We start from the raw sequence: 26,821 nt of genomic DNA on the forward strand, positions 1-26,821 counted from the left end.
TACCGCGTGTGCGCGGCGAATCGATGCGCACGCGGCCTAGAACCGCGCGGCGTCGAAGGTGGCTGCAAAGTGGTTGCAAAGCAGGCGGCAAGCACGCCCTAGCCGCCCGTGACGGGCGGAAAGAACGCGACCTCGCAGCCCTCGGTAATGCGGGTGCTCGCATCGGTCATCACATGATTGCAGGCCATGCGCAGCGCGCGGCCCTCGGCGAGCGTTTCGGCCCAGATGCCGCCGCGCACGCGCAGCCAGGCGCGCACGTCGCCGACGGTCGCCACGCCATCGGGCACGTCGACGGTTTCGTCGGACCGGTTGAGCGCTTCACGCACGCTCGCAAAGTATCGGAGTTCAATCTTCATCGGAATGCCGCCGGCGCCGCCACGGATGCGGCGGCGGCCCGGCCTCAGTTCAGCAGTTCGGAAAACGGAATGAAGCGCACGGTTTCGCCGGCGCTGATCGCGTGATTCGGCGGATTGTCGATCAGGCCGTCGCCCCACACGGTCGACGTCAGCACGGCCGAGCTTTGATTCGCAAACAGATCGAGCCCGCCCGCCGCGTTGACGCGCGCGCGCAGAAACTCGTTGCGCCGATCGGCCTTGGCCTGCGTGAAGTCGGCGCGCAGCGACAGCGCGCGCGGCACGACCGCCTGCACGCCGGCCAGCCGCAGCACGAACGGCCGCACGAACAGCAGGAACGTCGCGAAGCTCGACACCGGATTGCCGGGCAGGCCGATGAAAAACGTTTCGGCCGCCGTGGGAGTCGCGGACGCTGCCGAAGCCGCCGACGCCGCCGATGAAGAGGCCTCAGCCCCCACGGATGCCGCACCCTCCGCTCCCGCCGCGCGGCGCACCGCGCCGAACGCGAGCGGCTTGCCCGGCTTCATCGCGATCTGCCACATCGACAGACGCCCTTCCGCCTCGACCGCCGGCTTCACGTGATCTTCCTCGCCGACCGACACGCCGCCGCACGTGAGAATCAGGTCATGCGCCCGCGCGGCTTCGCGCAGCGTCGCGCGGGTCGCCTCAAGCCGATCGGCGACGATGCCGTAGTCGGTGACTTCGCAGCCGAGCTTTTCGAGCAGCCCGCGCAACGTGAAGCGATTCGAGTTGTAGATCGCGCCCGGCTTCAGCGGCTCGCCCGGCATCGTCAGTTCGTCGCCGGTGAAAAACACGGCGACCTTCACGCGCCGCCGCACCGCGAGCCGCGCGCAACCGACCGAAGCCGCGAGCCCGAGCGCCTGCGGCGTGAGCCGCGTGCCGGCCGGCAGGATCACCGCGCCCTGGCGAATGTCGGCGCCCTGCGCCGTGATCCATTCGCCCGTCTGCGGACGATGCACGATCGTGACTTCGTCGCCGGCCGCTTCGGTCTGCTCCTGCATCACGACCGCGTCCGCGCCGGGCGGCACCGTCGCGCCGGTGAAGATGCGCGCCGCCGTGCCGGACTGAAGCGGCGCCGGCGCATGGCCGGCCGGGATGCGTTGCGAAACCGGCAGGCGGCTGCCGTGCGCGAGATCGGCGAGGCGGACCGCGTAGCCGTCCATCGCGCTCGTGTTCATCGGCGGGACGTCGAGCGGCGACGTGACGTCGGCGGCGAGCACGCGGTTCAGCGCGTCGAGCGTCGGCAGCGTTTCGATACCGTCGATCGGGCGCGCTGCGTCGAGCAGGATCGCCAGCGCATCGGCAGTGGCGAGCATGGGAGCGCGGGGCGTTGGTGTGGACATCTCGGAGTTCGAAGCCGCAGGTTAAAAGAATATTGTAGCGGCCGACGCCATCGGCGCGGGCGGTCTCGCGCGACGCAGCGCTTTTTGTCTTTCTCGACGCCCGGCCGCGAGGGTGCGCGGCCGGCGTGTTTTCGCGACGCATGCGCCGCGTCGCCTGGCGGGGAGCCTGGAGAGAAGTCTGAAGAGAAGAGAAGCGGCGCGCCTCGTGAGATGCCGCCGCCCCCCCTTATTCGCCGGTATTCGCGACGATAAAGTCCTTCACGCGCTGCGCATCCGCCGGCACGACCTCGAAGCGCTGCGGCAGCGACTCGAGCCCCGAGAATGCCGCCGGCCGCTCCGGTTCGCGCAGCAGCGCCTCGCGGATCGTCTCGCCGAACTTGATCGGCTGCGCGGTCTCGAGCACGATCATCGGAATGCCCGCTTGCAGATGCTCGCGCGCGACCTTCAAGCCGTCGGCCGTGTGCGTATCGATCATCGTGTCATAGCGCTCGAACACGTCGCGGATCGTCTCGACGCGCGTGTCGTGGCTGCTGCGGCCAGACACGAAACCGAACTGCTTCACGCGCGCGAAATCGCCGCTTGCCGCGAGGTCGAAACCGCCCTTCTCCTCGACGTCGCGGAACAGTTGCAGCACGCGCGCCGGATCGCGGCCGAGCAGATCGAACACGAAGCGCTCGAAATTCGACGCCTTCGAGATGTCCATGCTCGGGCTGCTCGTGTGATACGTCTCGGCCGCCTTGCGCACGCGGTAGATGCCGGTGCGGAAGAACTCGTCGAGCACGTCGTTCTCGTTGGTCGCGACCACGAGCTTCTCGATCGGCAGCCCCATCATGCGCGCGATGTGACCCGCGCACACGTTGCCGAAGTTGCCCGACGGCACCGTAAACGACACGCGCTCGTCGTTGCTCTGCGTCGCGGCGAAATAGCCCTTGAAGTAGTAGACGACCTGCGCGACGACCCGCGCCCAGTTGATCGAGTTGACCGTGCCGATCTTGTACTTCGCCTTGAACGCGTGATCGTTCGAGACTGCCTTGACGATGTCCTGCGCGTCGTCGAACACGCCTTCCACCGCGAGGTTGAAGATGTTCGGGTCTTGCAGGCTGTACATCTGCGCGGTCTGGAACGCGCTCATCTTCTTGTGCGGCGACAGCATGAACACGCGGATGCCCTGCTTACCGCGCATCGCATATTCGGCGGCACTGCCGGTGTCGCCCGAGGTCGCGCCGAGAATGTTCAGCGTTTCGCCGTGCTTCGCCAGCGCGTACTCGAACAGGTTGCCGATCAGCTGCATCGCCATGTCCTTGAACGCGAGCGTCGGCCCGTTCGAGAGCTCCAGCAGCGACAGCGGCGCGCCGTTCTCGACGCCGAGCGTCTTCAGCGGCGTAATCTGCGCGGCGCTTTCGTCGTCGCGCACGTTGCAGTAGGTCGCGGCCGTGTAGGTCTTGCGCGTGAGCGCGCGCAGGTCTTCCGCGGGAATGTCGTCGCAGAACTTCGCGAGGATCTCGAACGCGAGGTCCGCGTACGGCAGCGTGCGCCAGCGCGTCAGTTCGCCCTGCGTGACACGCGGATACTCGGCCGGCAGATACAGGCCGCCGTCTTTCGCGAGACCACCGAGCAGGATGTCGGAGAAGGTATGGCGCTCGCCGGCTCCGGCGCCGCGCGTGGAAAGGTAGTTCATAGTTCGGCCTAGTTCAGCGCTTCCATGCGCAGCTTCGTGACTTGCGAGACGACGGTCTTGAGCGCCTCGATCGACCTGATCGCGGCGTTGACCTGCTTTTCGACCGTTTCGTGCGTGATCAGCAGGATGTCGGTTTCGCCCTTGCCCTTCGCGTCGACGAATTCCGACTCCTTTTGCAGCAGCGCGTCGATCGAAATGCCGGTATCGGCCAGGATGCGCGTGATGTCGGCGAGCACGCCCGTTACGTCGGCGACGCGCAGGCGCAGGTAGTAGCCGCTCGTCACCTCGTCGATCGGCAGGATCGGCGTGTTCGACAGACTATCGGGCTGGAACGCGAGATGCGGCACGCGGTGCTCGGGGTCGGCCGTGTGCAGGCGCGTCACGTCGACCAGATCGGCGACCACGGCGGACGCCGTCGGCTCCGCGCCCGCGCCCTTGCCATAGTAGAGCGTCGTGCCGACCGCGTCGCCGTGCACGACCACCGCGTTCATCGCGCCTTCCACGTTGGCGAGCAGGCGCTTTTCCGGAATCAGCGTGGGATGCACACGCAATTCGATGCCTTTATCGGTGCGGCGCGTGATGCCGAGCAGCTTGATGCGGTAGCCGAGTTCCTCGGCGTATTTGATGTCGATCGCGGCGAGCTTGCTGATGCCCTCGACGTAGGCCTTGTCGAACTGCACCGGCACGCCGAACGCGATCGCGCTCATGATCGTCGCCTTGTGCGCGGCGTCGACGCCTTCGATGTCGAAGGTCGGGTCCGCTTCCGCGTAGCCGAGATCCTGCGCGGCCTTCAGCGCGGTCGCGAAATCGAGCCCGCGGTCGCGCATCTCCGAGAGGATGTAGTTGGTCGTCCCGTTGATGATGCCGGCGATGTACTGGATGCGGTTCGCCGTCAGCCCTTCGCGCAGCGCCTTGATGATCGGAATGCCGCCCGCCACCGCCGCCTCGAACGCGACCATCACGCCGTTCGCGCGCGCCGCCTCGAAAATCTCGGTGCCGTGCACCGCGAGCAGCGCCTTGTTGGCCGTGACCACATGCTTGCCGTTGTTGATCGCGCGCAGCACGAGTTCGCGCGCAATGCCGGTGCCGCCGATCATTTCCGCGACGATGTCGATCGAGGGATCGTCGACCACCGCGTTGAAGTCGTCGCTCAGCGCCACGCTGCCGGCTGCGCCGCCGAGCGCCGCGGTGGCCTTGGCCGGGTTGCGCACGGCAATGCGCACAATCTCGATGCCGCGGCCCGCGCGACGTTTGATTTCTTCCTGATTGCGGCGCAGTACCGTGAAGGTGCCGCTGCCTACCGTGCCGAAGCCCAGCAGTCCAACTTTGATCGGTTCCATGCAGCGTGTGTTTCTAGTAGAGGTTTGAAAAGGGTGTCGGGGTGGTACGTGCGGCGCGCGCATCGGTCACATCATGCGCCACATCGTACGCGCGGCCGGTTCAGGCTGTATGACGTTTGCGGTAGCCGTCGAGGAAGCGCGCGATCCGGTTGATCGAATCCGCGAGGTCGTCGACGTTCGGCAGGAACACGACGCGGAAGTGATCCGGCGTTTTCCAGTTGAAGCCGGTGCCCTGCACGAGCAGCACGCGCTCTTCGAGCAGCAGGTCGAGGATGAACTGCTGGTCGTTCTGGATCGGATACACCTTCGGGTCGAGGCGCGGGAACATGTACAGCGCCGCCTCGGGCTTCACGCAGCTCACGCCCGGAATTGCCGTCAGCATCTCGTAGGCGAGTTCGCGCTGCTTGTAGAGCCGCCCGCTCGGCACGATCAGGTCGTTGATGCTCTGGTAGCCGCCAAGCGCGGTCTGGATCGCGTACTGGCCCGGCACGTTCGGGCACAGGCGCATCGACGCGAGAATGCCGAGCCCTTCGAGATAGTCTTTCGCGAGCCGGCGGTTCTCGCCGGTCAGGCCCGAAATCGCCATCCAGCCGGCGCGATAGCCGCACGAGCGGTAGCTTTTCGAGAGGCTGTTGAAGGTGACCGTCAGCACGTCTTCGGAGAGCGAGGCCAGTGCCGTGTGGCTCTTGCCGTCGTAGATGATCTTGTCGTAGACCTCGTCGGCGAAGATCACGAGGCCGTGCTGGCGCGCGATCTCGATGAGGCCGAGCAGCAGTTCGTCCGAATACAGCGCGCCGGTCGGGTTGTTCGGGTTGATCACGACGAGCGCGCGCGTGTTCGGCGTGATTTTCGCGCGGATGTCGTCGAGATCCGGCATCCAGCGGTTCGACTCGTCGCAGATGTAGTGCACCGGCGTGCCGCCCGCGAGGCTCACGCCGGCGGTCCACAGCGGGTAGTCGGGTGCCGGCAGCAGCACTTCGTCGCCGTCGTTGACGAGGCCCTGCAGCGCCATCACGATCAGCTCGGACGCGCCGTTGCCGATGTAGATGTCGTCGAGCTCGACGCCCTGCACGCCTTTTTGCTGCGTGTAGTGCATGATCGCCTTGCGCGCCGAGAACACGCCCTTCGAATCGGAGTAGCCGGACGAACCGGGCAGATTCAGGATCATGTCCTGAATGATCTCGTCCGGCGCCTCGAAGCCGAACGGCGCCAGATTGCCGATGTTCAGCTTGATGATGCGATGGCCCTCTTCTTCGAGCCGCTTCGCGTGTTCGAGGACGGGCCCGCGAATGTCGTAGCAGACATTCAGCAATTTGTTGGATTTGAGAATCGGTTTCACGGCGGGCACTTCATCCTGGTTGATGGCTTGGGCAAACCCTGGGGCAAACGGGCCCGGCTGACGCCGCCGGGCCGCGCAGATTCGCCGCTACGGGATTCAGACGCGGCAGCGCCGGCGACGGCCGCCAGCCGCGGATTGGTCGATCTTTCGGGCCACCGCGGGCGGCGCGAGCAGGAACCAAGCAACGGGAAAAGCCGCCGAAAGCGCGCGGCGAACGCACGCGACGCCAACGCAGGTAGCCGGTGGGCCACGCCGACGCGCTCGGGCGCGGCTTGTGGCGACACATGAGCAAGGGGCGCCGCAAGGCGGCTAAAAAGTTATAATTTAGCGGATTTTGGCCGACTTCCGCAATGCACCAACCGCAACGGCAAGCCTTTTCGGCCGCTTCCGTGCCTCATGCGCATCGATCACGCGCATCGAACCGCGCCGGCCGCGCCGCATCCGGCAAGGCCGCCCACAGGCATGATGTCTCACGACGACTTCGGAAAACCAATTTGAAATTACATCAGGATTCCAGCGGCGCGCTGAACACCGTCACCGGCTACGGCGCCGACTACGTCGAAATCAATCTGGTGCATCATACGGGCAGCATTCTCGTGCTGCCGAACGGACCGGTCATTCCTTGGCCCGTGTCGTCCTTCGAGCAACTGAGCGCCGAGCACTTCGCGATGCTGAGCGACGCCGCGCCCGAAGTGGTCGTATTCGGCAGTGGCGAGAAGCTGCGCTTCCCGCATCCGCGCCTGACCGCCGCGCTCACCGCGCAGCGCATCGGCGTCGAAACGATGGACTTCAAGGCCGCCTGCCGCACCTACAACATTCTGATGGCCGAGGGCCGCAAGGTCGCGGCCGCGTTGCTGATCGAAGCCTAGCCCGGCGCGGCACGGCAATGCCGCGCCCGCCGTCACCGCGGCCCGTCCCCGGCGGGCCGCGACTCACCGCGCCGGCGCGACCGGCCGCCATTTCAAGAACAACGACGCCGCGCCGTCCAGCGCGGCGCCGCCAAAAAGGTTGACATTCATGAACGATACGCCGTCGAGGCTACCGCTCAATCGCACCGCGATCCTCTTGCTGGTGCTGGCTCTCTCCGTGATCTGGTTCGTGCCGCTCGGCTGGCGGCATCTGCTGCCGAGCGACGAGGGCCGCTACGCCGAAATGGCGCGCGAGATGTTCCTGACCGGCGACTGGATCACGCCGCGCTACAACGCCTACAAGTATTTCGAGAAGCCGCCGCTGCAAACCTGGGCGAACGCGCTCACCTTCGCCTGGTTCGGCATCGGCGAATGGCAGGCGCGGCTCTACACCGCGCTGACGGGCTTCGCCGGCGTGCTGCTGCTCGGCTTCACCGGCGCGCGCGTGTTCAACGCGGCGAGCGGCGTGTTCGCGGCGCTCGTGCTGGCCTGCTCTCCATACTGGAACCTGATGGGCCACTTCAACACGCTCGACATGGGCCTGTCGTTCTGGATGACGCTCACGCTGTGCGCGCTGCTGCTCGCCCAGCGGCCCAATCTGCCGACCTCGTGCGTGCGCGGCTGGATGTGGGTGTGCTGGGCCTCGATGGCGCTCGCGGTGCTCTCCAAGGGCCTCGTCGGCCTGATCCTGCCGGGCGCCGTGCTCGTGATCTACACGCTGATCGCGCGCGACTGGGCGCTCTGGAAGCGCCTGCATCTGGTGGGCGGCCTGATCGTCTTTTTCGCGATCGTGACGCCGTGGTTCGTGCTCGTGCAGGAGCGCAATCCCGAGTTCCTGAACTTCTTCTTCATCGTCCAGCAGTTCGAGCGCTATCTGACGCCCGAGCAGAACCGGCCGGGCCCGTTCTACTACTTCGTGCCGGTGCTGCTGGTGGGCTTCCTGCCGTGGCTGTCGGTGACGTTCCAGAGCGTGCGCCACGCGTGGCGCCAGCCGCGCCAGCCGAACGGCTTCGCGCCGGTCACGCTGATGCTCACGTGGATCGTCTTCATCTTCCTGTTCTTCAGCGCGTCGCATTCGAAGCTGCTGTCCTACACGCTGCCGATCGCCCCGCCCATCGCGATGCTGATCGGCATGTACCTGCCGCTCGTCACGCGCGACCAGCTGCGCCGCCATCTGGCCGGCTATGCGCTCTTTTTCGTGGTCGGTGCGTTTGCGGCGCTGTTCCTGCCGCGCTTCGGCACGGCGCGCAATCCCACCGAGCTGTACGTGGCGTTTCGCGTGTGGGTGCTCGCCGCGCTGGCCGTCGCGTTCGTGTTCACGTTGTTCGCGCTGTGGCTGAACCGCCGCGACCCGAACGGCCGGCACGCCGGCCTCGGCGCGCTCGCCGCCTTCGGCGCCGCATGGCTGCTGCTCGCCACGATCGCCGGCACCGGCCACGACGTGTTCGGGCGCCTCAGCTCGGGCGCGCCGCTCGCGCCGCCGATCCGCGCGCAGCTCGCGAAGCTGCCGGCCGATACGCCGTTCTACTCGGTCGGCGTGCTCGACCACACGCTGCCGTTCTATGTCGGCCACACGATGATCATGGTCGAACATCCGGACGAACTCGCGTTCGGCGTCTCGGTCGAGCCGCAGAAATGGGTGCCGACCGTCGATGCGTGGATCGAGCGCTGGAAGGCCGACCGTTACGCACTCGCGCTGATTCCGCCGCCGACCTACGACCGGCTGCTCAAGCAGGGCCTGCCGATGCAGGTGATCGCGCGCGATGCGCGCCGCGTGGTGGTGATGAAGCCGCTCCCGGCCGCGCCAGCCAAACCGCAACCCTGACCCCCACTCTGGACCCCCACGCTCGATGAACCCGATTTCCCTCTTCTGCATCCTCGCCGGCGTCACGCTGAACGCCGGCGCGCAGCTGCTGCTCAAGGCCGGCACGAATGCCGTTGGACACTTCGAATTCACCCGTGCGAACATCCTGCCCATCGGCTTCAAGCTCGCGACCCAGCCGCCGATCATCGGCGGGCTCGCCTGCTACGTGGTCAGCGTGGCGGTGTGGATCGTCGGGCTCTCGCGCGTGGACGTATCGATCGCCTATCCGATGCTCTCGCTCGGCTACGTCGTCAACGCGCTCGCCGCGTGGTATCTGTTCGGCGAAGTGATGTCGGTGCAGAAGCTGGTCGGCATCGGCATCATCCTCGTCGGCGTGGTCGTGCTCGCGCGCAGCTAGGCGCAACGTCCCGGCAGCGGCTTGCCGGGAACGTTCTATTACCGTTTATTGCCCGCGCCGGCCATGCGGCACGCACCGGGCCCGGCAACCTTGCAGGAAGCCATCAGGAACCCGAGCGGCGCGCGCGCCGCCTAAGCGAGACGTAAGGTTCGGCGCGTTAAGCTGTGAGGTTTCGTTTTTCTCGCCGCGGACTTGGGTTTGTGCGTGGTTTGTGGTTTACTTCGCGCCCTTCGGGCTGCGCCCCTTTCAATCGAGCGATGCATTCATGAGCCAGTCAACCGTCCCGTTTTTGCCGTTTGTCAAACCCGAGATCGATGAGGAAACGATCGAGGGCGTCGCCGAGGTGCTGCGTTCCGGCTGGATCACCACCGGCCCGCAGAACCAGAAGTTCGAGGCCGCGCTCTCCGAGTTCTGCGGCGGCCGGCCGGTGCGCACCTTCAATTCCGGCACCGCGACGCTCGAAATCGGGCTGCGCATCGCGGGCGTGGGCCCCGGCGACGAAGTCATCACGACGCCGGCAACGTGGGTCTCGACCAGCAACGTCATCATCGAAACCGGCGCGACGCCGGTGTTCGTCGACATCGACCCGGTCACGCGCAACATCGACCTCGATCTGCTCGAAAAGGCGATCACGCCGCGCACCAAGGCGCTGCTGCCGGTCTATCTGTCCGGCCTGCCGGTCGACATGGACCGCCTCTACGCGATCGCCCGCGCGCACCAGCTGCGCGTGATCGAAGACGCCGCGCAGGCGTTCGGCTCCAGCTGGAACGGCGAGCGCATCGGCAAGCTCGGCGACATCGTCTCGTTCAGCTTCCACGCAAACAAGAACCTCACCTCGATCGAGGGCGGCGCGCTCGTCCTCAACAACGAGGAAGAAGCGGTGCTCGCGCAGAAGTACCGCTTGCAGGGCATCACGCGCACCGGCTTCGACGGCATGGACTGCGACGTACTCGGCGGCAAGTACAATCTGACGGACGTCGCGGCGCGCGTCGGCCTCGGCCAGCTGCCGCATCTCGCGCGCTTCCTCGCGCAGCGCAGGAAGCTCGCGCGCGCGTACTTCGCGGGCTTCGAGGGCGGCGCGGCGCTCAGGCTCGGCGTCGGCCTGCCGTGCGCCGATTTCGAGAACAGCAACTGGCACATGTTCCAGATCACGCTGCCGCTCGAGCGGCTCTCGCTCGACCGCGCCGGCTTCATGGGCCAGTTGAAGGAGCGCGGCATCGGCTCGGGCGTGCACTACCCGGCGATCCACCTGTTCACGCTGTATCGCGCGCGCGGCTTCAGGGAAGGCATGTTCCCGCACGCGGAGCGCTTCGGCGCCGCCACCGTCACGCTGCCGCTCTTCACGCTGATGAACGAAGGCGACGTCGAGCGCGTGTGCCGCGCGGTCAACGAAATTTGCGAACAATACGGAAAATAAGCGGACATGACTTATTCGGAACATCGCGCCGTCGCACCGGAAGTGTCGATCATCATTCCGGTGTACAACGAGGAAGCCGGCCTGGCGGCGCTGTTCGCGCGCCTCTATCCGGCGCTCGACGCGCTCGGCACCCGTTATGAAGTGATCTTCATCAACGACGGCAGCCGCGACAAATCCCCCGCGCTGCTCGCCGAGCAGTTCCGCGCGCGGCCCGACGCGACCCGCGTGATCCTGCTGAACGGCAACTACGGCCAGCACATGGCGATTCTCGCGGGCTTCGAGCAATCGCGCGGCGACATCGTCATCACGCTCGACGCCGACCTGCAGAATCCGCCCGAGGAAATCGCCAAGCTCGTCGCGAAGATGCGCGAGGGCTACGACTACGTCGGCACGATCCGCATGCAGCGCCAGGACAGCCTGTGGCGCCGCAAGGCCTCGCGCGCGATGAACCATCTGCGCGAACGCATCACGCGCATCAAGATGACCGACCAGGGCTGCATGCTGCGCGCGTACAGCCGCCACATCGTCGATACGATCAACCGCTGCGGCGAGATCAACACGTTCATTCCGGCGCTCGCGTACACGTTCGCGCAGAACCCGGTCGAGATCGAGGTCGCGCACGAGGAGCGCTTCGCCGGCGAGTCGAAGTACTCGCTCTATTCGCTGATCCGCCTCAATTTCGACCTCGTCACCGGCTTTTCGGTGGTGCCGCTGCAATGGCTGTCGTTCATCGGCGTGATCCTGTCGCTCGGCTCCGCGGCGCTGTTCGTGCTGCTGCTGATTCGCCGCTTCATCATCGGCGCGGAAGTGCAAGGCGTGTTCACGCTGTTCGCCATCACGTTCTTCCTGCTCGGCGTCATCATCTTCGCGCTCGGGCTGCTCGGCGAATACATCGGCCGGATCTATCAGCAGGTGCGCGCACGGCCGCGCTACCTCGTGCAGACCATACTCGAGGAACGCAACGGCACGGCCGTCGCCGAAGCGCCGCGTCAAAGCGTCGTGCAGGGCGTGCAGCCGGCGCCGCTCGCCGATCAGGGGCGTGAGCCATGAAGCCGCGTGCCGTCGTATTCGCGTATCACAACGTCGGCGTGCGCTGCCTGCAGGTGCTGCTCGCGCGCGGCGTCGAGGTGGCGCTCGTCGTCACGCACGAGGACAACCCGAGCGAAAACATCTGGTTCGGCAGCGTCGCTTCGGTCGCGGCCGAGCACGGCATTCCCGTTCTCACGCCGGCCGATCCGAAAAGCCCCGAGCTACGCGCCGCGGTGAGCGCCGCGCGGCCGGACTTCATTTTCTCGTTCTACTACCGCCACATGCTGCCGGTCGACCTGCTCGCGATCGCCGCGCGGGGCGCCTACAACATGCACGGCTCGCTGCTGCCGAAGTATCGCGGCCGCGTGCCGACCAACTGGGCAGTGCTCAACGGCGAGACCGAAACCGGCGCGACGCTGCACGAGATGGCTGCCAAACCCGACGCGGGCGCGATCGTTGCGCAAACGCCGGTGCCGATCCTGCCCGACGACACCGCCGCGCAGGTGTTCGACAAGGTCACGGTCGCGGCCGAGCAAACCTTGTGGCGCGTGCTGCCGGCGCTGCTGGCGGGCGAGGCGCCGCATCTGCCGAACGATCTCGCGCACGGCAGCTACTATGGCGGGCGCAAGCCCGAAGACGGCCGCATCGACTGGAAGCAGTCGGCGCAACAGGTCTATAACCTGATCCGGGCGGTCGCGCCCCCCTATCCGGGCGCGTTCACCGACCTGAACGGCCGGCGCCTGATCGTCGCGCGCGCCCGCCTGGCCGCGCCCGGCGCGCTTCGCTCGGATTTGCCGCCGGGCCTGCACGTAAGCGATAATGCCGTTTTCGCGATCTGCGGCGATGGCCGAGCGATCGCCATCCACGAATTGCGGCATCAGCACGGCGGCAGCGAGACTGTCGTCACTCCGGCGGAATTCGCCCAGCTATTCCAAACTCATTCATGAAAAAAGTCCTGATTCTGGGTGTGAACGGCTTCATCGGCCACCACCTGTCCAAGCGCATTCTCGAGACGACCGACTGGGAAGTGTTCGGGATGGACATGCAGACCGAACGTCTGGGCGACCTCGTCAATCACGAGCGGATGCATTTCTTCGAAGGCGACATCACGATCAACAAGGAATGGGTCGAATATCACATCCGTAAGTGCGATGTGATCCTGCCGCTCGTCGCGATCGCCACGCCCGCCACCTACGTGAAGCAGCCGCTGCGCGTGTTCGAGCTCGACTTCGAGGCGAACCTGCCGATCGTGCGTTCGGCCGTCAAGTACGGCAAGCACCTCGTGTTTCCGTCGACCTCCGAGGTCTACGGCATGTGCACGGACGAGCAGTTCGATCCGGAAGAGTCGGTGCTGTCGTACGGCCCGATCAACAAGCCGCGCTGGATCTACGCCTGCTCGAAGCAGCTGATGGACCGCGTGATCTGGGGCTACGGCATGGAGGGCCTGAACTTCACGCTGTTCCGCCCGTTCAACTGGATCGGCCCGGGCCTCGACTCGATCTACACGCCGAAGGAAGGCAGCTCGCGCGTGGTCACGCAGTTCCTCGGCCATATCGTGCGCGGCGAGAACATCAGCCTCGTCGACGGCGGCGCGCAGAAGCGCGCGTTCACCGACATCGACGACGGCATCAGCGCGCTGATGAAGATCATCGAGAATAAAAACGGCGTGGCCACCGGCAAGATCTACAACATCGGCAACCCGACCAATAATTTCTCGGTGCGCGAGCTCGCGCACAAGATGCTCGCGCTCGCGGCCGAATTCCCCGAATACGCGGAAATGGCCCGCCAGGTGCAGCTCGTCGAGACGTCGTCGGGCGCGTACTACGGCACCGGCTACCAGGACGTGCAGAACCGCGTGCCGAAAATCGACAACACGATGCAGGAACTCGGCTGGGCGCCCACCTCGACCTTCGACGAAGCGCTGCGCAAGATTTTCGAGGCCTATCGCGGCCACGTCGCCGAAGCCCGCGCGCTCGTCGAACAGCAATAAGGGCGCGTCCTTGGCTCGCATCGTCCTGAAGATCGACATCGACACGCTGCGCGGCACCCGCGAAGGCGTGCCGAATCTCGCCCGCATCTTCGACCGCTTCAAGGCCCGCGCCACATTCCTGTTCAGCCTCGGACCCGACCACACCGGCTGGGCGATGCGCCGCGTGCTGCGGCCGGGCTTTCTGAAGAAAGTGTCGCGCACCTCGGTGGTCGAGCACTACGGCGTGAAGCAACTGCTGTACGGCGTGCTGCTACCCGGTCCCGACATCGGCGCGAAGGCGGCCGCCGAGATGCGCGCGATCCACGAGGCCGGTTTCGAGTGCGGCATTCATACGTGGGACCACGTGTACTGGCAGGACAACGTGCGCGCGAAAGACCGCGCGTGGACCGTCGCGCAGATGCAGCAGAGCCACGACCGTTTCGCGGAGATATTCGGCGCGCCGCCCATCACCCACGGCGCGGCGGGCTGGCAGATGAACGGCCACGCGTTCGCGCAGATCGACGCGTGGGGCATGCGCTACGCGTCCGACGGCCGCGGCCGCTCGCCGTATCTGCCGGTGGTCGACGGCAAAACGCTCGCGCACGTGCAGATGCCGACCACGCTGCCCACGCTCGACGAAGTGCTCGGCATCGACGGTGTCGACATTCACAACGTCGCCGCGTCGATACTCAGACACACGGAAAACAATCCGCACGACCAGGTGTTCACGCTGCACGCGGAACTCGAAGGACAGAAGCTCGCGCCGGTGTTCGAACAGCTGCTCGAAGGCTGGCGCGCCCAGGGCCACACGTTCGCGACGATGGGCGATTATTACGCGACGCTAGACCGCGGCACGCTGCCATCGTACCCTGTTACATGGGGCGAAATTCCAGGGCGCTCCGGCGAGCTGATCGTCCAGCCCTGAACCAAGCGGCCGGGCCCGAGTGTCCGGCTGCCGCGCACAACCACGGCGCACCGCCCGCTCCCCAATAAAAGTCTCGACGACAGACCGGCCGACGCCGCGGCAGCAAGCCGGCGCCGGCCACCACAACCGGAGAACCTCGTGTCCATCGCAGTCGACCAACCCATCCCCGACTTCACCGCCCCCGCGACCGGTGGCGAGATCACGCTGTCCAAACTGCGGGGCAAAAAGGTGGTGCTGTATTTCTATCCGAAGGACAACACGCCGGGCTGCACGACCGAAGGCCTGCAATTCCGCGATCTGTACCCCAAATTCAGGAAGGCGGGCGCGGAAATCATCGGCGTGTCGCGCGACAGCCTGCGCTCCCATGACAACTTCAAGGCCAAGCTCGAACTGCCCTTCCCGCTGATTTCGGATCAGGAAGAAAAGCTGTGCGCGCTCTTCGCCGTCATCAAAATGAAGAAAATGTATGGCAAAGAAGTACGGGGAATCGAGCGCTCCACGTTCCTCATCGACGCCAACGGCGTGCTGCGCCAGGAATGGCGCGGCGTAAAAGTGCCGGGCCACGTCGACGAAATCCTGGAGGCTGTACAAGCGCTTTGATGCGCGTTATATTGGGCCGCAATGAGTGCCTGTTCACCCCACATTTTTCTCCGCTGCGCCAGATCTGACGGCCGCTTGACCGGATCGACCGGAACCGTTCGGTTCGTGAGGCGCAACGCGAGCATCGTCGTCGAGCCGCCTGTCCCGAATGCCGGGACGGCGGCTTTTTTAATTGCGCGCAACCGTTCGTTCATCCGGTTGCGCGCTTCCGTCAAGGAGCCTATCGAAGACCAGGCGAACCGGCATCTCTAGACCGAATGCGCGCCTCCTCGCGCAAACTGTGTGTCCCATGAGGGCACCGGCAGAATGCGACGGGCGGCGCACGATATGTGACCCGATTATTTCGAGGGAAACCATGCCTTTGCCTACTCCCCCCAGCAAGCTCGGCAATCTTTTGTCGCCTGACGAATACAAGGCCAAAGCCGTCACGCCCGCGCGTTCCGCCGCGAAAAAACCGGCGCGTGAAGGGGAATCCGCAGAGTCGGCCGATTACGGCCGCGCCAACGTCGCCACCCCGATGGCGGACGCCGCCAACGCCGCCACCACACTGCGGCCCGTGCCGGCTGCGGTGACGCCCGCCGCCGCGCAACCGGGCCCGGCGCGCAGCCGCAAATCGAAACAGACCGCCGCGCTGTTGCAGCCGGTTCCGGTCGCGCCGGCCGCGGCCGCGGCCGAGGCCGAACCGGTCGTGGCGCGCGCCCCGGCTGCCAAGCACGAGGCCGACACCGCTACCGCCCCTGCGCCCGCCGCAAGCGGCACGCGCAAGAAACGCGGTACGGCCACCACCACGCCGGTCGAGGCGCAGAAGCTCTTCGTGCTCGACACGAACGTGCTGATGCACGATCCGAGCTGCCTGTTCCGTTTCGAGGAACACGACGTCTATCTGCCAATGATGACGTTGGAAGAGCTCGACAACCACAAGAAAGGCATGTCGGAAGTCGCGCGTAACGCGCGCCAGGTGAGCCGCACGCTCGACGCGCTCGTCGCCAATGCCGGCGACATGGCCGACGGCATCTCGCTCGCGCGCCTCGGCAGCCGCGAGGCGTCGGGCCGCCTGTTCTTCCAGACCCGCCTCACCGCGATCGAGCCGGTCGAAGGCCTGCCCGAAGGCAAGGCCGACAACCAGATCCTCGGCGTGGTGCGCGCGTTGCAGCGCGATCGCGCGGACCGCCAGGTCGTGCTGGTGTCGAAAGACATCAACATGCGCATCAAGGCGCACGCGCTCGGCCTGCCCGCCGAAGACTACTTCAACGACCAGGTGCTCGAAGACAGCGATCTGCTGTACACGGGCATCCGCGCGCTGCCGCAGGATTTCTGGACCCGGCACGCGAAGGGCATGGAAAGCTGGCAGGACACCAAGACCGGCACGACGTACTACCGGGTCACGGGGCCGCTGTGCGCGTCGATGCTCGTCAACGAGTTCGTCTATCTCGAGCCGCAGAACGGCGAGCCCGCGTTCCATGCGCTCGTGCGCGAAATCAACGGCAAGACGGCGCTGCTGCAAACGCTGCGCGACTACGGCCACCACAAGAACAACGTGTGGGGCATCACGGCGCGCAATCGCGAGCAGAACTTCGCGCTGAATCTGCTGATGAACCCGGAAATCGACTTCGTCACGCTGCTCGGCCAGGCCGGCACCGGCAAGACGCTGGTCGCGCTCGCGGCGGGCCTCGCGCAGGTGCTCGACGACAAGCGCTACAACGAGATCATCGTGACGCGCGCGACGGTGCCGGTCGGCGAAGACATCGGCTTTCTGCCCGGCACCGAAGAGGAAAAGATGCAGCCGTGGATGGGGGCCTTCGACGACAACCTCGAAGTGCTGCAGAAAACCGACGACGCCGCCGGCGAATGGGGTCGCGCCGCAACCCAGGAGCTGATCCGCTCGCGCCTGAAGATCAAGAGCATGAACTTCATGCGCGGCCGCACGTTCGTGGACAAGTATCTGATCATCGACGAGGCGCAGAATCTGACGCCGAAGCAGATGAAAACGCTCGTCACGCGCGCGGGTCCGGGCACGAAGATCATCTGCCTCGGCAATATCGCGCAGATCGACACGCCTTACCTGACCGAAGGCAGTTCGGGCCTGACCTACGTGGTCGACCGTTTCAAGGGCTGGGCGCATAGCGGACACGTGACGCTCGCGCGCGGCGAGCGCTCGCGCCTCGCCGATTACGCGTCGGAAATTCTCTAGGCTTCGGCCGGGTTTTTCCCGGCTTTCCCTGGCATCGCAAGCCGCGTCCGGATCGTTCCGGACGCGGCTTTTTTTATCGCCTTGGCGTTCCGCGCCGGCAACACTTAGCGCACAAACTTCAAGTAATTTATCAACAATTCTTGCCGCAGCCGCGTGTGACGGGCTACCATCGCGACATTCAGTCAGTAAACGGGCGTTTACCCGCCCGCCCCGTCTTCATGCTCCGACTCGCGTTTTCGCTGCTGATCGTGCTGTTGCTCGCCGCTTGTGCCGGCGCGCCGCAGAAAACGTCGCGCGGGACGGCCGGTGGCATCGTCGTGGCGAACGGCGCGTATCACGCACCGCCGCCGGGCTTCCCCCATTTCGTCGACCACAGCATCGGCCGCGAGGAAATCTCGATCCAGGCGATGAGCCTCGTCGGCGTGCCCTATCGCTGGGGCGGCAACACGCCAGACAGCGGCTTCGATTGCAGCGGCCTCGTGCGCTATGTCGTGCTGCGCGCCGCATCGGTAAATCTGCCGCGCACGACGGCCGAGATGAGCAGCCGCGGCGAATCGATCGAACCCGACGAAATCGCGCCCGGCGATCTGATCTTTTTCAACACGACCGGGCGTGCGCATTCGCACGTCGGCATCTACGTAGGCAAGCTGCGCTTCGTCAATGCGCCGTCGACGGGCGGCACGGTGCGGCTCGACTATCTGACCAATCCCTATTGGGCAAAGCGCTTCGACGGAATCCGCCGCATGGCCGGACCAGCCGCGACGCCGGCGCCGTTCGATACGCCGAGTTATCAGGCGGCGGCGCCGCAGCCGGAGCGTGGCGCCGCGGTGGCGGCGGCAACTGCGGCGGCCGTTCCGTCTACGTCGGGCTATGCGGGTGCACCTGCCGCGTCCGGTGGCATCACGTCCCCGCTGACGAGGCCCGCGCCTCAGGCACCGGTTTACGCAGGCGGTTCGTCCTCGCAGGCTGCGCGCCTTGAAACGGCGCCGAGAGTGCCTTCGGCTGCCGCGCCCGCCCAGCCAGTCGTGGTTTCGACCGCGCCCGCCGGCAACAACGGCGCGACCGCCGCCGCCCAGGCCGACCCGTTCGAGCCGCCGCCTGCAGGTCTCAGCGCCGCGCAATTGCAGGCGCGCTCCGCCGGTGCCGTGGCGCCGACCGCGGCACCGACCGCCCAGGCGAGCACCTATGAGGCCGTCGCGCCTTCGTCAATGCAACAACCGGCACAGCCTGTGACGAGCGCCCGCACCGTGTCGCGGAACGCCCCCGATGCCATCGACGACGCCGCCGATGCCTTCGAGCCACCACCGTCCGCTGCGCTCGCCGAACGCCAGGCTCAGCAGGCGCAACGCGCTGAAGCTGGCGGCGGCGTGCAGATCATGCGCGCGTCGACGGCGGCACGTGGCATCCCCGCTCCCACGCAAACCAGCGACGACCCGATCGCCCGCTTTGCGAACGGCAGTTATTGACGCGCCCGTATCCAGCGACCGAGGCTTTTGCTCTGGTGTAGCCGTCTGTGGGTAGCTGGAAGACAGCGCCCGTTGTCATGCGCGCCGAACGCGCGACGGCTGACACACGCCCCCTTTTCGCGCGCCGCACAAAAACACCGCCGCGCGATACGACGCCCGCGCCAATCTGCTATCGTCACCGGATATTCTTCCGACGGCGGGTGATGACGATGGAACTCGGTCTGAAAGACAAGGTGGTGTTGATTACGGGCGGCAGCAAAGGCATCGGCTTCGCGTGCGCGCGGGCCTTCGCGCAGGAGGGCGCGAAGGTCGCGATCGTGTCGCGCGATCCCGCCAACCTCGCGCGTGCCTACGAGCAGCTGAAGCAGGAGGGACTGCACGTGCATCGCACGCGCGCCGATCTGCACGAGCCGCACAGCGCCGCCGATATCGTCGAGGAAGTCAGCACCGCGGTAGGACCGATCGACGTGCTCGTCAACAGTGCCGGCGCGGCGCGCCGCTACGACCCGGAAACGCTCGACGCCGACGCGTTCCGCGCGACCATGGAAGCGAAGTATTTCCCCTACATCTATCCGCAGCAGGAAGTGCTGCGCCGCATGGCCGAGCGTGCGAAGGCCGGCCACGGCGGCGAGCCGGGCACGATCGTCAACATCATCGGCATGGGCGGCAAGATGGCGAGCGACATCCATATCGCCGGCGGCGCGGCGAATGCGGCGCTGATGCTGGCAACCGTCGGCCTCGCGCACTACTACGCGCGCTACGGCATCCGCATCAACGCGATCAATCCGGGCTCGACGCTGACCGAGCGCGTCGAGGAAGCGGTCAGGCTCGAAGCACAGGGCCAGGGCATCGGCAACGAGGAAGCGCTCGCGCGCGGCCAGGCCAAGGTGCCACTCGGCCGCTATGCCAAACCCGAGGAAATTGCCGATGTCGCGCTTTTCCTCGCGAGCCGCCGCGCAAGCTATGTGACCGGCGCGATCATCCCGATGGATGGCGCGAGCGCGCCGTTGATCTAAGCCGGAGAGCGTGTTGAGGGGATAGGTGACGCGCGGCGATAGTCGTAAAGCGTGAGGCAATCGCTAACGAATCGCGCAGTCAGGTCAGTCAGAACAGAGGTAAGACAGCAGGCCAGCGCCAGCGCAGAGGCGCTGACCGAACGAGGCCGGGACTCCCGAAGCCCTCGAACAACCCGCGCCGATCAAACAGCGCGGGCCATCTCAGGCGAGATACACGCAATCACAGAAAGCGGTGACCGAGCCACCATGCGGCACCGGACAGCACCGCGGAAGCCGGAATCGTCAGAATCCATGCCCAGACGATGTTGCCGGCCACGCCCCAGCGCACCGCGCTCAGCTTTTGCGTCGCGCCGACACCGACGATCGCGCCGGTAATCGTATGCGTCGTGGAAACCGGAATGCCGAGCCACGACGCCGTAAACAGCGTGATCGCCCCGCCCGCTTCCGCACAGAAGCCGCCGACCGGCTTCAGCTTCGTGATCTTCTGCCCCATCGTGCGCACGATGCGCCAGCCGCCGAAGAGCGTGCCGAGCCCCATCGACAGATAGCAGCCGCCGATCACCCACAGCGGCGGCGCATCCGCGTTCAACGACGCGAAGCCGGTCGCGATCAGCAGCATCCAGATGATACCGATGGTTTTCTGCGCGTCGTTGCCGCCGTGACCGAGGCTGTACAGTCCCGCCGACAACAGTTGCAGGCGGCGGAAACGCCGGTCGACCTTGCTCGGCGGCGTGCGGAAATAGAGCCACGACACCAGCAGCATGAAAAACGAGCCGAGTACGAAGCCGAGCAGCGGCGAGATGAAGATGAACGCGATCGTCTTCATGAGGCCGTCCCAGTTCAGCGAGCCCCAACCCGACTTGGCGAGCGCGGCACCCACGAGCCCGCCGATCAGCGCGTGCGACGAACTCGACGGAATGCCGTAATGCCAGGTGATGATGTTCCAGGCGATCGCGCCGGCCAGCGCGCCGAAGATCACGTAATGGTCGACGATGTCGGGGTCGATCGTGCCCTTGCCGACCGTCGCGGCCACTTTCAGGTGGAACACGAAATAGGCAACGACGTTGAACGCGGCCGCGAATGCCACGGCCTGCTGCGGCTTCAGCACGCCGGTCGAGACGACCGTGGCGATCGAGTTCGCCGCGTCGTGAAAGCCGTTCATGAAGTCGAAAACCAGCGCGACGGCAACCAGGCCGGCAACGACCCAGATAGCGAGTTGTATCGATTGCATTATGCGTTTTCCAGCACGATGCCTTCGATGATGTTCGCCACATCCTCACACTTGTCGGTGACCGTTTCGAGCAGCTCGTAGATCGCCTTGAGCTTGATCAGAACCTTGACGTCGTCTTCCTCGCGGAACAGTTTCGACATGGCCGCGCGCAGCACGCGGTCGGCTTCCGATTCCAGCCGGTCGATGTCCTCGCACGCCTTAAGGATCTGGCTCGCCTGCTTCATGTCCGCGAGCAGGCTCACGGCGAACTGCACGCGCTCGCAGGTCGCCGTGCAGATATGCGCAAGCTGGCTGGCCTCGGACGTGACCGATTGCACGTCGTACAGCGAGATGGCGGTGGCGACGTCCTCCATCAGGTCGAGGATGTCGTCCATCGTCGTGATCAGTTTGTGGATCTCGTCGCGGTCGAGCGGCGTGATGAAAGTCTTGTGCAGCAGGTCGATGGCTTCGTGCGTGAGTTTGTCGGCAGCCTTCTCGGACTGTTGCACGTTCTGCTTGTGGGTTTCCGCGTCCTGCAGATTGTCGATCAGCAGCTCGAGCTCGTGGCTTGCCGAGACGATGCACGTTGCGTGCGCATTGAAGATTTCAAAGAACTTGCCCTCGGTGGGTGTTAGTCTTGGGATACGAAACATAAGCTGGGTAAGGGTTTTCGGCCTATTTGTGGGTGTGACCGTGAAAAAACCGTGAAATCCCGCTTACACAGACCTTTGCGGGCGCACTGTCACAAAAGCGTCATTGTGCCAGATACGCCCCTTCTGGCTCAGTGCAACTTGAACCGGGTATCTATCAGACGCGGGATTGTCATCAAACCGCCGTCACCCGCGCTTGAGAAGTTCGGCAAACCGTGCCCGCTGGCGAAGTCCTGCTGCGTGCTGGGCGCGACCCGCAAGGCACGTTAGCGCGGGATATTCGCAGAATTCCGCGAACACGCAAGCGCCTACGCTGAGTAATCGTGCGGCGCAGTTCCGGATCGTTCAGATACTTGAGCAGGAACAGCGTGCGGATCACACGTCCAAGCTCGCGAAACGCAAAATACAGCTTGTTCTTAGTGCTTTCGGACCCGAGGCGGCGCAGGATCGTTGACGGCGTCATCCGGCCCGCCTTGATCGACACGGCAACGCGCATCATGTCCGCGTAATCCCGCTCGATCAGACTCCCTTAGCACCATTTGCGTCGACACGGTTCGGCGAGACCCGAAGTTATTTTCGGCCCCAAGCTGTCGCTTCGCATTTCAGAATTTATCTTCGCACCCAAGACCTTTCCAGAGGAAACGTGCGCTAATCATAGCGTTCATCAACTGACATACTTGAAGGAAGCGACTATCATGGGACGTGTAAATTCGACACAGAACGTTCGGCAAGCGCAGGATTATCAGTTAGATGCGGTACGCAATGAGTCTCCTGGCCAAACATCCTCGGCTCGTGCTGCCCCTCGTAGAGAGGCGTCCCCCCAACTAGCAGCATTGACGCGCCCGCCTAGCAGAACCTCTCTTCGTGAAGGCGACACTTATAGAACCATTGGCATGTTGAAAACATCGGGATACGACGCCGATCGCCTAGCGGCCAGCGGTCCCGTTCCCGTACCCTATTTGAGCGCAGTTGAACGCGCTCGGTACCAGGTATCGATAGCAAACGGCATTCTTTCCCAAAAAGGTGAATCAGGCGCTTGGCAACCCATGAACACCGAGGGCATGGGCTACATGTTTGTAATGGACGGCAAGGGAAAGCTCTATGCTGGCGATGAGTCTGTGCTACAACATCACTCGTCTTTTTTAGCGGGAGCCCCAGTCGCAGCAGCCGGGGTGATGGAAGTTGCGTCAGGTCGACTTAGATATATTACGGATCAAAGCGGTCACTATTCACCAACCACTGATCACACAAACCAGCTCCTCCAATTGTTGCAGCACAGAGGCGTCGATCTTTCGAAGGTCCAGATAGATCGCGTAGGACTAAGCAAATCACAATGGGCAAGTCAAGGCGTTGCATTTGAACGCGTTTACCCAGAAGGGACAAGGCGTAAGCCATACTGAATTGGTCCCGGATATTCACCCCTCCGTTTCTCCGCTCAGTCAGGCCGCTGATTTCTCATATCAATCAGCAGTTTAGATCAAGATGTGGCGGATTTTTTGCGAATCCCGGCCGACCCTCAAAAAGCCCCGCTCAGGATTTGATTCCTGACGGGGCTTTGTCTATTGTGTCGCGCCCGGTTAGTCTTCGTATTTGACCGTGTACATTGCCAACCGGGACAGTTTTTCCATGTACGCGCGCATCTGTTCCGCACCGTTGGCGGGTGAACTACCATCGTCATACAGAAAGATTCGATCCGTATCAGGCTTGCCGTGCGTGGACAAACTTGCCGCCGTTTTGGCGGTTATGCTCATGCGTACGGCGCTTGGGTGCGTTTCGTACTCCACCCAATCAGGGCTGGTAGTGCCCAAGGGTTTGTAGTCACGATTCAGAATGATGTATCGCCCGTTCGAAAGCCTTTGCAGGCAGTATGGCATAAACACCCATCGGAAGTCTTTAATGTCCATTTCAGATTATCTAATTGATCGATTCTAAATAATAGCAGGAAGCAAACGCAAGCGAGTACCAAAAAAAGCAGCGCGGATGCCCGCCATTGCCGGACGTGCAAACGACAAAAAGCCCCGCCAGGAATCGAATCCTGAGTGGGGCTTTTTTCTTTTTGGTGCGCCGGTAACAAAAACGCCGTGGCCGTCCCGATGCATTCTCATATGTGGGTGCTTCGCCCCCAAACCCCCAGGGCACCGAGCCTAAGACCGTCTGGGCGCTTCGTTCCCGTTTCCTGCGTAGCAGGTACACGGAACAGTCTAGGCAAGGCTGGGCAGTCGTAGGCGTGGAGCGCAGCGACACGACTACCACAGCCCCAGACGGCTCTCTTTCCTTATCCTTAGTGCTCAGAGCGAGCGAAGCGAGCTTAAGCCGAAAGCATTACGCGCCGCAGTGTGCGAAGCACCAAGGCGCGTGCTGCTTTCAATTACGGGCAATGACACCCTTCCAGGAATCCGTCTGGGTATCGGATTGCTGGCTTATTAGGGTTTCACTTCGTGTAACCCCTTGGTTCCCTCGCGCCTGCGGCGCTTCGCGAACCAAAGCAGGGGTTGTCCGTAGGGATAGTTTCCCGTCTGGTTCCCAGATGGTTTCTCAGATTTCCAGTCACCGAAACAGAGAAGTACAACTTTCCAGACTTTTAGGAATAGCGTTCTATATAGAGCAATCTACGGAATTTTTAAATCCGGGAATCCGTCCGACCACCAGACGCCGAATCCAGATTGCCACGGCGTTTTTCCAGACCTTCCGCCACGGCGTTTAGGAATTGAAAAATCGTGCTCTTATAGAAGCGTCGGTTCTTTCTTTAAGTTACCAAGATTCCGTCAATTTTATTTTGCGGGCGATTCCAAAAATTCCTAAACGCCCCGTAAATAGATCGTACCGGAAATCTGGAAACTCAAAAATGAACCTGAACTATATATCTGTGCCGCCTGGCACTGGCAAGACCACCGCCGCACTGAACTACATCGCGGACCATGTGAAGCGCGGCATGAATGACGAAGACGTTGGATATATCTTCTACTGCGCGCCAACCGTTGACCTGCTGCGTCAGAGTTACGCCAACCTTCTGAAGCTGCTTCCCGGCCCAGACCGGCTTTTCATGGCGGTTAGCGGGGGCGTGTCTTCCCGCTCGGTAGCGGACAAGATTGATGGGATGCTTGCGGGTAGCGATCAATTCGCGCGCCCGTTCCTGCATGGAAGCGTGCTCTTCCTCACGCACGCGGCCTTCCTGGAATTGCGCGACAGCCCGAAGTTTGCTGATACGACAGTCTTCTTTGACGAATCGCGTAAATGGGTTGAACCGCCCACGCGCGTTGACCTCGCGCACGGCGGTAAGGAAGCGTTCGAAGACTTGTTTGAAACCGTGGCCGTGAGCGACTCGATCCGCCAAATGATTCCGCGGGACCTTACGAAACCTGCCCGCGTGCGTGTGAAAGAGCTTGAAGCGCTGCACAAGAAGGCGACTAAGGGACGCGTCAAATGCTATTGCGTCCAGGTCGGAACCAGTGCGCGGCCCCAGCTTGTGACCGTTTCGTTGCCGTCGAAGCCCTTCACCGGGTTCCGGGAAGTCTTCGTTATGTCCGCCGACTTCACCACGTCGCAAATGTATCACCTGTTCAAACATGAAGGATATGACCCGCTGAACCGGACGGCTTCCTTTATGGATGCGTGGTTGCCTGGTGGTTCGTCCGCCGCGAATGTCGCCATCGAGCGCCGTTACAGCGCATTGACGCTTGTTCCCCTGCTCGATACGAAATCGATGCCTTCGAAGTACCAGGCGCAATCTGGCGTAGCTGTCCCGGTTGATTGCCTGACGCAGTTCAAGGACCGCATGGAAGCGGCGCATATCGGCACGGCGCGCCTTCGTGACCTTGTGGCATTCAAGCGCGATCCTATCGCCTTCAATACGCTTATGAAGCCGTTGGAACAGAAGTTCCTGGAACAGATGGACGAAATGGGCTGCAACCTCGATCTGATCGGATGGCTGCTCAAAGCAACAGAAGACGTTGCGCAAACCTGGTGGAACTCGCTCGGCCTGCCGGAAAGCGGATTGCTGATCCTGAACGAAGACGCGAAGCGAGAAGAAAAGCTTGCAGGGTTCGATACGCTGGGTCTGGGTATGGTCGAAGGCCGAAACGACTTCCAGGAATGCACCGCCGTAGCGTTTCACGCCGCAGTCAATCCCGACCCTATCGTTTCCCGGATGCTGAATATCCTTCTGGAATCGTCCGGCTATGACAGTCATGAAGACTACTGCACCGACAAGGCGATTCAATCTATCGGACGCGGCATCATTCGAAATCGCGCTGTCGATACCCCGATGATTGCCATCGTCCCGACTGTCGGTCTGGCCGAACGGATCAAAGCGCGGATGCAAGATTACCCGGTCATCGATACGAAGCCGATGAAAGAGCTTGGTTCCTTCACCTATTGGGCTCACTCACGCGCCGTGTCTATCGAAAAGGCTGAAGACGGGCTTGACGCGAAGCATCGCTACCTTGCGAAGCCGATCAACAAGGAAATCCATATCGCCCAGGTTCGCAGAAGTCAGGCGCGATCCTCTCTCAAGAAGGCCATTACAGACGAAGCCCGCGCGAAGGCTCAGGCCGATATCGACAAATGGCAGGCAACCCTAGATGAATTGATCGCGCGACGTGACAACGTGTTGGACGAAGCCGCGTAGGGGTTCAGTAGACCGATAGCCTCTCAGGATCGAAGCCAAGACAGTCGCACAGACCGAAGAAACAGCATTCAATGGGCCGCTCGAATGCTTGTGTTATCCGGCCAGGATCAGGAAGCCAGAGACTCAACGCAGCTTCCATTGACCGCGTATAAGCCGGTATCGCAATCATTTCTTCGCTATCCCAGAATCGAGCCTGGATACCCGATTCTCTATTTGGTGTGCCACAGGACACGGGATCAAGGAATCCCACATGTGGCGCTATGTATGCATCAAGAATTTCGGAACCGTTGCCGTCATTGCGAAAAATTCCTTCGCCTATCATGGCCCCTTTAATTCTTCGGATTGTGTCGCGCTCACGCTTGCGCCAGTAGCGCTCAGAGCCTTTGTCCTTGGAGTTGACCCTGCAATCCCGGACACAGCCTCACACTAAGGTTGCTGAATCCATCGAGCGCCGAAACTCGCGAGGCGAGCGGTATTTCAGCGCGCTATGGGGATGCTTCTCGTTGTAATGCTCGAA

General features: G+C 63.6%; 21 protein-coding genes and 1 pseudogene. 13 read left to right on the top strand and 9 right to left on the bottom strand.

All coding sequences use genetic code 11. The features are described from left to right. Positions 1–98: 98 nt before the first annotated feature. The 5 genes from moaD to F3J20_RS25145 form a co-directional block, all read right to left on the bottom strand. Positions 99–356 carry a molybdopterin converting factor subunit 1 gene (moaD, locus tag F3J20_RS25125; RefSeq protein WP_167038501.1) on the bottom strand — a complete coding sequence of 86 codons (258 nt, stop codon included), beginning with the start codon at positions 354–356 and terminating at the stop codon, positions 99–101. A 44-nt stretch (positions 357–400) separates the two neighbouring features. Beyond that, positions 401–1,690 carry a gephyrin-like molybdotransferase Glp gene (gene glp / locus F3J20_RS25130; protein ID WP_167038503.1) on the bottom strand — a complete coding sequence of 430 codons (1,290 nt, stop codon included), beginning with the start codon at positions 1,688–1,690 and terminating at the stop codon, positions 401–403. Between the two features lie 253 nt (positions 1,691–1,943). Next, complete coding sequence (gene thrC / locus F3J20_RS25135; protein WP_167038505.1) at positions 1,944–3,395, bottom strand: threonine synthase; 1,452 nt, start codon at positions 3,393–3,395, stop codon at positions 1,944–1,946. Between the two features lie 8 nt (positions 3,396–3,403). Continuing rightward, entirely contained in the window at positions 3,404–4,735 is a 1,332-nt protein-coding gene (locus F3J20_RS25140) for a homoserine dehydrogenase (RefSeq protein ID WP_167284872.1), read from the bottom strand. Between the two features lie 100 nt (positions 4,736–4,835). Beyond that, on the bottom strand, positions 4,836–6,083 hold the full coding sequence (locus tag F3J20_RS25145; protein ID WP_167038509.1) for a pyridoxal phosphate-dependent aminotransferase: 1,248 nt from the start codon (positions 6,081–6,083) through the stop codon (positions 4,836–4,838). A 485-nt stretch (positions 6,084–6,568) separates the two neighbouring features. Here F3J20_RS25145 and F3J20_RS25150 point away from each other — a divergent pair, with 485 nt between their 5' ends. The 12 genes from F3J20_RS25150 to F3J20_RS25205 all read left to right on the top strand — a co-directional run bounded on the left by F3J20_RS25150 (position 6,569) and on the right by F3J20_RS25205 (position 19,817). After that, the gene (locus F3J20_RS25150) at positions 6,569–6,943 is read left to right on the top strand and encodes an Mth938-like domain-containing protein (RefSeq protein WP_167038511.1); all 375 of its coding nucleotides are present in this window, start codon (positions 6,569–6,571) and stop codon (positions 6,941–6,943) included. A 148-nt stretch (positions 6,944–7,091) separates the two neighbouring features. Next, positions 7,092–8,807 (top strand): glycosyltransferase family 39 protein, encoded by a 1,716-nt coding sequence (locus F3J20_RS25155; protein ID WP_167284873.1) that lies wholly within the window; start codon positions 7,092–7,094, stop codon positions 8,805–8,807. Between the two features lie 25 nt (positions 8,808–8,832). Next, entirely contained in the window at positions 8,833–9,204 is a 372-nt protein-coding gene (locus F3J20_RS25160) for an SMR family transporter (RefSeq protein WP_167038515.1), read from the top strand. A gap of 265 nt (positions 9,205–9,469) precedes the next feature. Next, positions 9,470–10,621, top strand: a complete 1,152-nt coding sequence (locus F3J20_RS25165) for a DegT/DnrJ/EryC1/StrS aminotransferase family protein (RefSeq protein WP_167038517.1) — start codon at positions 9,470–9,472, stop codon at positions 10,619–10,621. 6 nt (positions 10,622–10,627) lie between these two features. After that, positions 10,628–11,671, top strand: coding sequence for a glycosyltransferase (locus tag F3J20_RS25170; protein ID WP_167284875.1), 1,044 nt, complete (start codon positions 10,628–10,630; stop codon positions 11,669–11,671). Then, on the top strand, positions 11,668–12,597 hold the full coding sequence (locus tag F3J20_RS25175; protein ID WP_167038521.1) for a formyltransferase: 930 nt from the start codon (positions 11,668–11,670) through the stop codon (positions 12,595–12,597). The genes F3J20_RS25170 and F3J20_RS25175 overlap by 4 nt, the downstream gene beginning before the upstream one ends. Then, complete coding sequence (locus tag F3J20_RS25180; RefSeq protein ID WP_167284877.1) at positions 12,594–13,640, top strand: bifunctional UDP-4-keto-pentose/UDP-xylose synthase; 1,047 nt, start codon at positions 12,594–12,596, stop codon at positions 13,638–13,640. Before F3J20_RS25175 ends, F3J20_RS25180 begins: the two co-directional genes overlap by 4 nt. Positions 13,641–13,650: 10 nt before the next feature. Continuing rightward, the gene (locus F3J20_RS25185; RefSeq protein ID WP_167284878.1) at positions 13,651–14,544 is read left to right on the top strand and encodes a polysaccharide deacetylase family protein; all 894 of its coding nucleotides are present in this window, start codon (positions 13,651–13,653) and stop codon (positions 14,542–14,544) included. Between the two features lie 138 nt (positions 14,545–14,682). Continuing rightward, positions 14,683–15,144: a peroxiredoxin gene (locus F3J20_RS25190; RefSeq protein ID WP_167284880.1), complete on the top strand. Its 462-nt coding sequence runs from the start codon at positions 14,683–14,685 to the stop codon at positions 15,142–15,144. Positions 15,145–15,499: 355 nt separating this feature from the next. Next, complete coding sequence (locus tag F3J20_RS25195) at positions 15,500–17,335, top strand: PhoH family protein (RefSeq protein WP_167284881.1); 1,836 nt, start codon at positions 15,500–15,502, stop codon at positions 17,333–17,335. 218 nt (positions 17,336–17,553) lie between these two features. Beyond that, complete coding sequence (locus tag F3J20_RS25200; protein WP_167284883.1) at positions 17,554–18,801, top strand: C40 family peptidase; 1,248 nt, start codon at positions 17,554–17,556, stop codon at positions 18,799–18,801. 209 nt (positions 18,802–19,010) lie between these two features. Beyond that, entirely contained in the window at positions 19,011–19,817 is an 807-nt protein-coding gene (locus tag F3J20_RS25205; RefSeq protein ID WP_167038533.1) for an SDR family oxidoreductase, read from the top strand. Between the two features lie 220 nt (positions 19,818–20,037). Here the strand turns inward: F3J20_RS25205 and F3J20_RS25210 are convergent, their stop codons facing one another. The 4 genes and pseudogenes from F3J20_RS25210 to F3J20_RS25225 all read right to left on the bottom strand — a co-directional run bounded on the left by F3J20_RS25210 (position 20,038) and on the right by F3J20_RS25225 (position 23,581). Continuing rightward, positions 20,038–21,048 carry an inorganic phosphate transporter gene (locus F3J20_RS25210; protein WP_167038535.1) on the bottom strand — a complete coding sequence of 337 codons (1,011 nt, stop codon included), beginning with the start codon at positions 21,046–21,048 and terminating at the stop codon, positions 20,038–20,040. Next, positions 21,048–21,680 (bottom strand): DUF47 domain-containing protein, encoded by a 633-nt coding sequence (locus F3J20_RS25215; protein ID WP_167284885.1) that lies wholly within the window; start codon positions 21,678–21,680, stop codon positions 21,048–21,050. Before F3J20_RS25215 ends, F3J20_RS25210 begins: the two co-directional genes overlap by 1 nt. A gap of 316 nt (positions 21,681–21,996) precedes the next feature. Beyond that, a pseudogene (locus F3J20_RS25220) lies at positions 21,997–22,200 on the bottom strand (Tn3 family transposase); the annotation flags it as partial. 1,054 nt (positions 22,201–23,254) lie between these two features. Further along, entirely contained in the window at positions 23,255–23,581 is a 327-nt protein-coding gene (locus F3J20_RS25225) for a hypothetical protein (RefSeq protein WP_167284886.1), read from the bottom strand. Between the two features lie 941 nt (positions 23,582–24,522). Between F3J20_RS25225 and F3J20_RS25230 the strand changes: the two genes are divergently transcribed. Beyond that, on the top strand, positions 24,523–26,304 hold the full coding sequence (locus F3J20_RS25230; RefSeq protein WP_167284888.1) for a DEAD/DEAH box helicase family protein: 1,782 nt from the start codon (positions 24,523–24,525) through the stop codon (positions 26,302–26,304). Positions 26,305–26,821: the final 517 nt, after the last annotated feature.

Source organism: Paraburkholderia sp. Cy-641 (genome assembly GCF_011752945.1).
Lineage (GTDB): Bacteria > Pseudomonadota > Gammaproteobacteria > Burkholderiales > Burkholderiaceae > Paraburkholderia.

Coding starts and splice junctions, on each gene's coding strand:
- moaD (WP_167038501.1), bottom strand. CDS start 356: ATGAAGATTGAACTCCGATACTTTGCGAGCGTGCGTGAAGCGCTCAAC.
- glp (WP_167038503.1), bottom strand. CDS start 1,690: ATGCTCGCCACTGCCGATGCGCTGGCGATCCTGCTCGACGCAGCGCGC.
- thrC (WP_167038505.1), bottom strand. CDS start 3,395: ATGAACTACCTTTCCACGCGCGGCGCCGGAGCCGGCGAGCGCCATACC.
- F3J20_RS25140 (WP_167284872.1), bottom strand. CDS start 4,735: ATGGAACCGATCAAAGTTGGACTGCTGGGCTTCGGCACGGTAGGCAGC.
- F3J20_RS25155 (WP_167284873.1), top strand. CDS start 7,092: ATGAACGATACGCCGTCGAGGCTACCGCTCAATCGCACCGCGATCCTC.
- F3J20_RS25160 (WP_167038515.1), top strand. CDS start 8,833: ATGAACCCGATTTCCCTCTTCTGCATCCTCGCCGGCGTCACGCTGAAC.
- F3J20_RS25165 (WP_167038517.1), top strand. CDS start 9,470: ATGAGCCAGTCAACCGTCCCGTTTTTGCCGTTTGTCAAACCCGAGATC.
- F3J20_RS25170 (WP_167284875.1), top strand. CDS start 10,628: ATGACTTATTCGGAACATCGCGCCGTCGCACCGGAAGTGTCGATCATC.
- F3J20_RS25175 (WP_167038521.1), top strand. CDS start 11,668: ATGAAGCCGCGTGCCGTCGTATTCGCGTATCACAACGTCGGCGTGCGC.
- F3J20_RS25180 (WP_167284877.1), top strand. CDS start 12,594: ATGAAAAAAGTCCTGATTCTGGGTGTGAACGGCTTCATCGGCCACCAC.
- F3J20_RS25195 (WP_167284881.1), top strand. CDS start 15,500: ATGCCTTTGCCTACTCCCCCCAGCAAGCTCGGCAATCTTTTGTCGCCT.
- F3J20_RS25200 (WP_167284883.1), top strand. CDS start 17,554: ATGCTCCGACTCGCGTTTTCGCTGCTGATCGTGCTGTTGCTCGCCGCT.
- F3J20_RS25205 (WP_167038533.1), top strand. CDS start 19,011: ATGGAACTCGGTCTGAAAGACAAGGTGGTGTTGATTACGGGCGGCAGC.
- F3J20_RS25210 (WP_167038535.1), bottom strand. CDS start 21,048: ATGCAATCGATACAACTCGCTATCTGGGTCGTTGCCGGCCTGGTTGCC.
- F3J20_RS25215 (WP_167284885.1), bottom strand. CDS start 21,680: ATGTTTCGTATCCCAAGACTAACACCCACCGAGGGCAAGTTCTTTGAA.
- F3J20_RS25225 (WP_167284886.1), bottom strand. CDS start 23,581: ATGGACATTAAAGACTTCCGATGGGTGTTTATGCCATACTGCCTGCAA.
- F3J20_RS25230 (WP_167284888.1), top strand. CDS start 24,523: ATGAACCTGAACTATATATCTGTGCCGCCTGGCACTGGCAAGACCACC.